This is a genomic window from Herbaspirillum sp. B65, from assembly GCF_000333555.1.
Classification (GTDB): Bacteria; Pseudomonadota; Gammaproteobacteria; order Burkholderiales; family Burkholderiaceae_D; genus Herbaspirillum; species Herbaspirillum rubrisubalbicans.
Genome location: NZ_BADI01001144.1, coordinates 1 through 6626, shown reverse-complemented (window position 1 = coordinate 6626; position 6626 = coordinate 1). Strand labels below are relative to the sequence as shown.

General features: G+C 61.1%; 7 protein-coding genes. 4 read left to right on the top strand and 3 right to left on the bottom strand.

Annotation, left to right across the window (positions count from 1 at the left end; all coding sequences use genetic code 11):
* Both I5W_RS27120 and I5W_RS27115 read right to left on the bottom strand, forming a co-directional pair.
* Window positions 1–1154, bottom strand: a 1154-nt coding sequence (locus tag I5W_RS27120) for an isovaleryl-CoA dehydrogenase (protein ID WP_044531594.1), incomplete at its 3' end; no start/stop codon positions are given.
* 81 nt (window positions 1155–1235) lie between these two features.
* Entirely contained in the window at window positions 1236–1664 is a 429-nt protein-coding gene (locus I5W_RS27115; protein WP_044531593.1) for a MerR family transcriptional regulator, read from the bottom strand.
* A gap of 164 nt (window positions 1665–1828) precedes the next feature.
* On the opposite strand from I5W_RS27115, the gene I5W_RS27110 reads away from it, so the two are divergent.
* Window positions 1829–2893: an MBL fold metallo-hydrolase gene (locus I5W_RS27110; RefSeq protein WP_044531592.1), complete on the top strand. Its 1065-nt coding sequence runs from the start codon at window positions 1829–1831 to the stop codon at window positions 2891–2893.
* Window positions 2894–3018: 125 nt separating this feature from the next.
* On the opposite strand, the gene def is transcribed toward I5W_RS27110, so the two are convergent.
* Entirely contained in the window at window positions 3019–3537 is a 519-nt protein-coding gene (def, locus tag I5W_RS27105; RefSeq protein WP_044531591.1) for a peptide deformylase, read from the bottom strand.
* 309 nt (window positions 3538–3846) lie between these two features.
* On the opposite strand from def, the gene dprA reads away from it, so the two are divergent.
* The 3 genes from dprA to I5W_RS27090 all read left to right on the top strand — a co-directional run.
* Window positions 3847–5013, top strand: coding sequence for a DNA-processing protein DprA (gene dprA / locus I5W_RS27100; protein ID WP_044531590.1), 1167 nt, complete (start codon window positions 3847–3849; stop codon window positions 5011–5013).
* Between the two features lie 87 nt (window positions 5014–5100).
* On the top strand, window positions 5101–5577 hold the full coding sequence (locus I5W_RS27095; RefSeq protein ID WP_017450117.1) for a DUF494 family protein: 477 nt from the start codon (window positions 5101–5103) through the stop codon (window positions 5575–5577).
* A 409-nt stretch (window positions 5578–5986) separates the two neighbouring features.
* Window positions 5987–6626, top strand: a 640-nt coding sequence (locus I5W_RS27090) for a DNA topoisomerase (protein ID WP_044531589.1), incomplete at its 3' end; no start/stop codon positions are given.

The following is a 6626-nucleotide window of genomic DNA, read 5'->3' as shown; positions in this document are numbered from 1 at the left end:
ATCAGCATACGGCGGATCTCGCTGGTGCCGGCGCCGATTTCATAGAGCTTGGCATCGCGCCACAGGCGGCGACCCGGGTATTCATTGATGTAGCCATTGCCACCCAGCGCCTGGATCGCTTCACCGGCCATCCAGGTGGCTTTCTCGGCCGAGTAGAGGATGGCGCCGGCGGCATCCTTGCGCAGGGCGCGCACCTTGTCAGTGTTGTCGGCGCGGTCGCAGGCCTGGCCCACGGCGTAGACGTAGGCCTTGCAGGCCATCATGGTGCTGTACATGTCGGCCAGCTTGCCTTGCATGAGCTGGAATTCACCGATGGCCTGGCCGAACTGCTGGCGTTGGTGGACATAGGGAACCACCACGTCCATGCAGGCTTGCATGATGCCCAGCGGACCACCGGAGAGTACGCTGCGTTCGAAGTCCAGACCCGACATCAAGACATTGACGCCACGGCCGACACCGCCCAGCACGTTCTCTTCTGGTACCTCGCAATCCTGGAACACCAGTTCGCCCGTGTGGGAGCCGCGCATTCCCAGCTTGTCCAGCTTTTGCGCCACCGAGAAACCCTTGAAACCCTTCTCGACCAGAAACGCCGTCATGCCGCGCGCGCCGGCTTGCAGATCGGTCTTGGCATAGACCACCAGCACGTCCGCATCGGGGCCATTGGTGATCCACATCTTGCTGCCGTTGAGCACATAGCGGTCGCCCTGCTTGTCGGCGCGCAGTTTCATGCTCACCACATCCGAACCGGCATTGGGTTCGGACATGGCCAGCGCACCGATGAAGTCGCCCGAGATCAGCTTGGGCAGGTACTTGCGCTTCTGTTCTTCATTGCCGTTGCGCTTGATCTGGTTCACGCACAGGTTGGAGTGGGCGCCGTAGGACAGGCCCACCGAGGCCGAGGCGCGCGAGATTTCTTCCATGGCGATGATGTGGGCCAGGTAGCCCAGGCCGGCACCGCCGTATTCTTCGCCGACGGTCATGCCCAGCACGCCCAGTTCCCCCAGTTTTTTCCACAGGTCCATGGGGAACTGGTCGCTGCGGTCGATCTCGGCGGCGCGTGGGGCGATCTCGCTCTGGGCGAAGGCCGCGACCGCTTCACGCAGGGCAGCGATGTCGTCGCCGTGATCGAAACTGAGGCCGGGCAGGTGGATCATGGGTGTCTCCTGGTGGGATGATGGTTTCTTGTGGTGTTGTGGTGATGACGGAAAAGCGGAATTGCCTGACGTTAACGTCAATCAGGCGGCGCAGATCTTGCGTTTGTTCTTGCTGGTCGCGTTCCTGGGTTTGGCAGCGGCCAGCAGTTGCCGGCATTCCTCTTCGTGGGCGGCGATTTCGGAGAGGGTCAGATCCAGGTCTTCGCGCTGCTGCTCCAGTTTTTCGCGATGCTGTTGCAGCAGGCCCAGGAAGCGTTGCAGTTGCGGCTGGGTATCCTTGGGCGACTCGTACATGTCGATCAGATCCTTGATCTCGGCGAGCGTGAAGCCCAGGCGCTTGCCGCGCAGCGTCAGCTTCAGGCGCGTGCGTTGGCGCGCCGGATAGACGCGCTGGCGCCCACCCACGCCTTCGCGCTTGGGATTGAGGATGCCGTGGTCTTCGTAGAACCGGATCGCGCGCGGGGTGATGGCGAATTCTTCAGCCAGTTCGGTGATGGTGTAGGTAGGCATGGGCGAGGTGGACGTTCAGTTGGACGTTCGTTAGTCTGGCACTTTACGTTAACGTAAAGTATATTGTGCCCTGTCGTCCAGCAGAAAATGCAGTGCTTGCCTCAGGAGCAATGTTCGGTTTTTCTGTTCTCGTTTTCTTTTCTTCTTGATCGCCAGGTTGACTGATGAATGCCCTTGAATCCCAGCTCGATTACGCCTTCGGCGACACCATGCCGGACACCGGCCACACCCTGCAGGTCGCGCCCGGCGTGCGCTGGCTGCGCATGGGGCTGCCCTTTGCGCTGAACCATATCAACCTGTGGCTGCTGGAAGATGAGGTAGAGACTGAGCAAGGCCGCCAGCGCGGCTGGACCGTGGTCGATTGCGGCATCGCCACCGAAGAGACCCGCCAGGCCTGGGAGAGCATCTTTGTCGAAGAACTCGATGGCCTGCCCATCCTGCGCGTGCTGGTCACGCACTGCCACCCGGATCACGTGGGCCTGGCCGACTGGCTGTGCCAGCGCTGGCAGGCGCCGCTGTGGATGAGTACCGGTGACTATGCGTTCGCTCGCGTGATGTCGGCGGCCCTGCCCGGTGCCGAAGGCACGGCGGCCACGCCGCACTTCCAGCGTCACGGGCTGGTCGATCCCGATACCATCGCCACGCTGCAAGGGCGCAATACCTATTACCAGGACTTGGTGCCGGCGGTGCCACGCGCCTATCACCGGATGCAGGATGGTCATGCGGTGCGCATCGGTGGACGCGACTGGGAGGTCATCACCGGCTTCGGTCATTCGCCGGAGCATGTGTCGCTGTATTGCCGGCCATTGAATGTGCTGATCTCGGGTGACATGGTGTTGCCGCGCATCTCCACCAATGTGTCGGTGTTTGCCATCGAGCCCGAGAGCAATCCGGTGCAGCAGTACCTGGATTCATTGCAGAAGTATGGCCACCTGCCGGCCGATACCTTGGTGCTGCCGTCGCATGGCAAGCCGTTCCGCGGCCTGCATACGCGTATTGCGCAATTGAACGAGCATCACCGCCTGCGCCTGGGCGAAGTGTTGGAGGCCTGCGCCACGCCGCAGACCGGCGTGGATATCCTGCCGGTGATGTTCAAGCGACCGCTCGATACGCACCAGTTGTCCTTTGCGCTGGGCGAGGCGGTGGCGCATCTGCACAAGCTTTGGTACGACGGCGCGGTAAAGCGGATGTTGGGTGAGGATGGGGTGTATCGCTTCGTGGCCGTGTAAGGCTGCGCATCAATGTCTTGGATTGATGCATGGCTTGCATCAATAGAATCACTAGAATCAATAGAAAACGCCGGCAGGGGGGACCCTGGCCGGCGTTGTCTTTTGCGCGATGAAGGGCGGTGGGTTCAGCCTGCCTTCTTCTTCATCTCGCGTTCTTCCTTCTGCAGCTTGGTCTTGATGCGGTTGCGCTTCAATGGCGAGAGGTATTCGACGAAGACCTTGCCCTTCAGGTGATCCATTTCATGCTGGATGCAGACCGCCAGCAGATCATCGGCATCGACTTCGAAGGCCTTGCCATCGGCGTCGAAGGCACGGACCTTCACGCGCGCCGGGCGTTCCACGCCATCGTAGATGCCGGGCACCGACAGGCAGCCTTCATCGTAGACGCGCTTTTCTTCGCTGGCCCAGAGGATTTCCGGGTTGATGAAGACTTGCAGGTGCTTGCCATCATCGGAGGTGTCGATCACCACCACTTGTTCATGCACATCGACCTGGGTCGCGGCCAGGCCCACGCCGGGCGCGGCGTACATGGTCTCGGCCATGTCGGCCACCAGCTTCTTGATGCGCTCGTCGAAGACGGTCACGGGGGTGGCCACCTTGTGCAGGCGTGGATCGGGGTAGCGGAGGATGTTGAGCTGGGCCATACGTTTATTTCTCGGCAATCTTGGAGTTCGGTCTCAGGGGACCTTGGACGGACCGGATCTCGACATTTTGCGAGCCTCCGGGGAATTCATTTCGGGAATGATGTTTTAAATGTGGCCACAACGCGACGCTTCAAGCGCGGCCGCAGCACAATCGTGGTCCTGGCTGGCGGCGCTGTTGCTGGACCCGGTGGCCAGGGGTGTTTCCCGATCAAGTTGGAAAAGTGTATCACAGCCCGCGCCCTGCCTGCCCGCTGGGCCAAGCCGCATGGCGCTGTGGGCGGGGTGGTCGCAGCTCATGAAAGGTTCATCATGCTAAATCATTTACGTTCTGAGGATATCGATCAGCCTGCTGGCCTGACCGCAGACGATCCCGCCAGCCTGGCGGCGTGGTTGCGGTTGAGCTTCACCGAGGGTGTCGGTCCCTCGTTGGCGCGCCGGCTGCTGTCGACGTTCGGGCTGCCTGAATGCATCTGGCAGGCCGATCATGCTGCGCTGTGCGCGGTGGTGCCGGCGCAGGTGGCCACGGCTTTGCTGCGTGCGCCTTCGACCGTGCAGCGCGAGCGTATTGCAGCCACGCTGGCCTGGGCTCAGGCGCCGGGGCAGACCATCGTGACGCTGGCTGACGCCGCCTATCCGCAGAGCCTGCTCAATATTGCCGATCCGCCCTTGCTGTTGTATCTGCGCGGCCATCCCGCCCTGCTGGCGGCGCCGGCGCTGGCCGTGGTGGGCAGTCGTAATGCCACCACTCAGGGGATCACGCACGCGGCGCGTTTTTCCGAAGAGTTGAGCCGGGCAGGCTTGACCATCGTCTCCGGGCTGGCGCTGGGTATCGATACGGCGGCCCATGAAGGCGGCTTGCGGGGAATCGGCTCGACCGTGGCGGTGATCGGTACTGGTATCGATCTGGATTATCCCCGCCGCAATCGCGCACTGGCGCAGCGCATTGCCGAGGGCGGTTGCATCGTCAGTGAATATGCCTTGGGCACGCCACCCTTGGCGGCCAACTTCCCGCGCCGCAATCGGCTCATCTCGGGCTTGTCGCGCGCGGTGCTGGTGGTGGAGGCGGCGGCGCAGTCGGGCTCCTTGATTACCGCGCGCATGGCCGCCGAGCAGGGGCGCGATGTGTTTGCCATTCCGGGGTCGATCCATGCGCCGCTATCCAAGGGATGTCATCAGTTGATCCGCCAGGGCGCCAAGCTGGTGGAGACCACCCAGGACATGCTGGATGAATTGCCTGGCTGGTCGTTGCAGCAAGCTGTCCCGATGACAATATCCAGCGAGCGCAATGCCGATGACAATGTCGATCCGACAAGCAAGCTTGTCCTGCAGGCAATGGCTCATGATCCGCTCGACGCCGATACCCTGGCGCAACGCTGCCAGCTCGACGTGGCCGCCCTGGCAGGAATATTGCTCACGCTGGAACTGCAGGGTTTGGTGGAGCTGTTGCCCGGGGCACGCTATCGGCGCCTGGCATGACGAAATTAATCCCCGCAGCGCCGCAAATCCTGCCATACTGGACTTGGCTGACTTGTACATTCATAACCTTCGCGATAGAGTACGAACATGTTTGATGTCCTCGTTTACCTGTACGAAACCTACTATCGCCCTGATGCCTGCCCCGAACCCGAGGCGCTCGTCAAGAAGCTGTCCGCGATTGGTTTCGAAGAAGATGAAATCTCCCAGGCACTCGGATGGCTGACCGATCTTGAAGTCGCCAATCATGAGTTCGCCGACAACTATCCCCGACAGACCGCCTTCTCCTTCGGCACCCGTATCTACGCGCGCCAGGAAAGCGATGTGCTGGGTGTGGAAGCCATCGGTTTCATCCAGTTCCTGGAATCGGCCAAGATGCTGGACCCGATCCAGCGCGAGATCGTCATCGAACGCGCCCTGGCTGCCGGCGAAGCCCCCATCACCCTGGAAAAGCTCAAGGTCATCGTGCTGATGGTCTTGTGGAGCCAGGGCAAGGAACCGGATGGCTTGATGTTCGAGGAATTGTTCCTCGACGAAGACGACACCGAGCCGCGCCTGTTGCACTGACACTGATATAACAGGCAGCATCAGCGGCCGGTCTGGTGGGGAGGGTGCCAGGCTGACAGGCTGCTGACGCCGCAAATCATGCCTGTTGCTTCATATCAAGCAACATTCGTATGAATGCGTATAAAAGCGTATGAAACACCGAGACGGCAAGCCCTTGTGCTTGCCGTTTCATTTGCATCACGCTTATCATTCCCCCGCATTGGCCCGATATTGGCTACTATATAAAATTGTGTTGTCCACAGGCAATGAAACGCCGGCCACTTGCGCAGCTTGCCGCCGCTGATCGTTTCCCCGCCAGGATGACTTGACGTTGTTTCGGGACATTCCGGCCCCACTTGAGGCTGGTGCATTTTCCGCACAACGCCAGCAACCGCTAGCAACCGACCTCTCACCACCGAGACCCATACTTATGAGCAAGACCCTCATCATTGCCGAGAAGCCCTCTGTCGCGAACGACATCGCCAAGACGCTCGGCGGCTTCACCAAGCACGATGAGTATTTCGAATCCGACGAGTACATCCTGTCCTCGGCCGTCGGTCACCTGCTGGAAATCGCAGTCCCCGAGGAATACGACGTCAAGCGCGGCAAGTGGAGCTTTACCCACCTGCCGATGATTCCGCCGCACTTCGCGCTCAATCCGATTGCCAAGACCGAGTCGCGCCTGAAGGTGCTCTCCAAGCTCATCAAGCGCAAGGATGTGACCACCCTCATCAACGCCTGTGACGCGGGCCGCGAAGGTGAACTGATCTTCCGCCTGATCGCGCAATACACCAAGGCCAAGCAGCCGGTGAAGCGCCTGTGGCTGCAATCGATGACGCCCGGCGCCATCCGCGAGGGCTTCGCCCATCTGCGCGATGATGAAGAAATGCTCCCGCTGGCCAATGCCGCACGCTGCCGCAGCGAAGCCGACTGGCTGATCGGCATCAACGGCACCCGCGCCATGACCGCCTTCAATTCCAAGGAAGGCGGCTTCTACCTCACCACCGTGGGCCGCGTGCAGACGCCGACCCTGTCCATCGTGGTCGAGCGTGAAGAGAAGATCAAGAAGT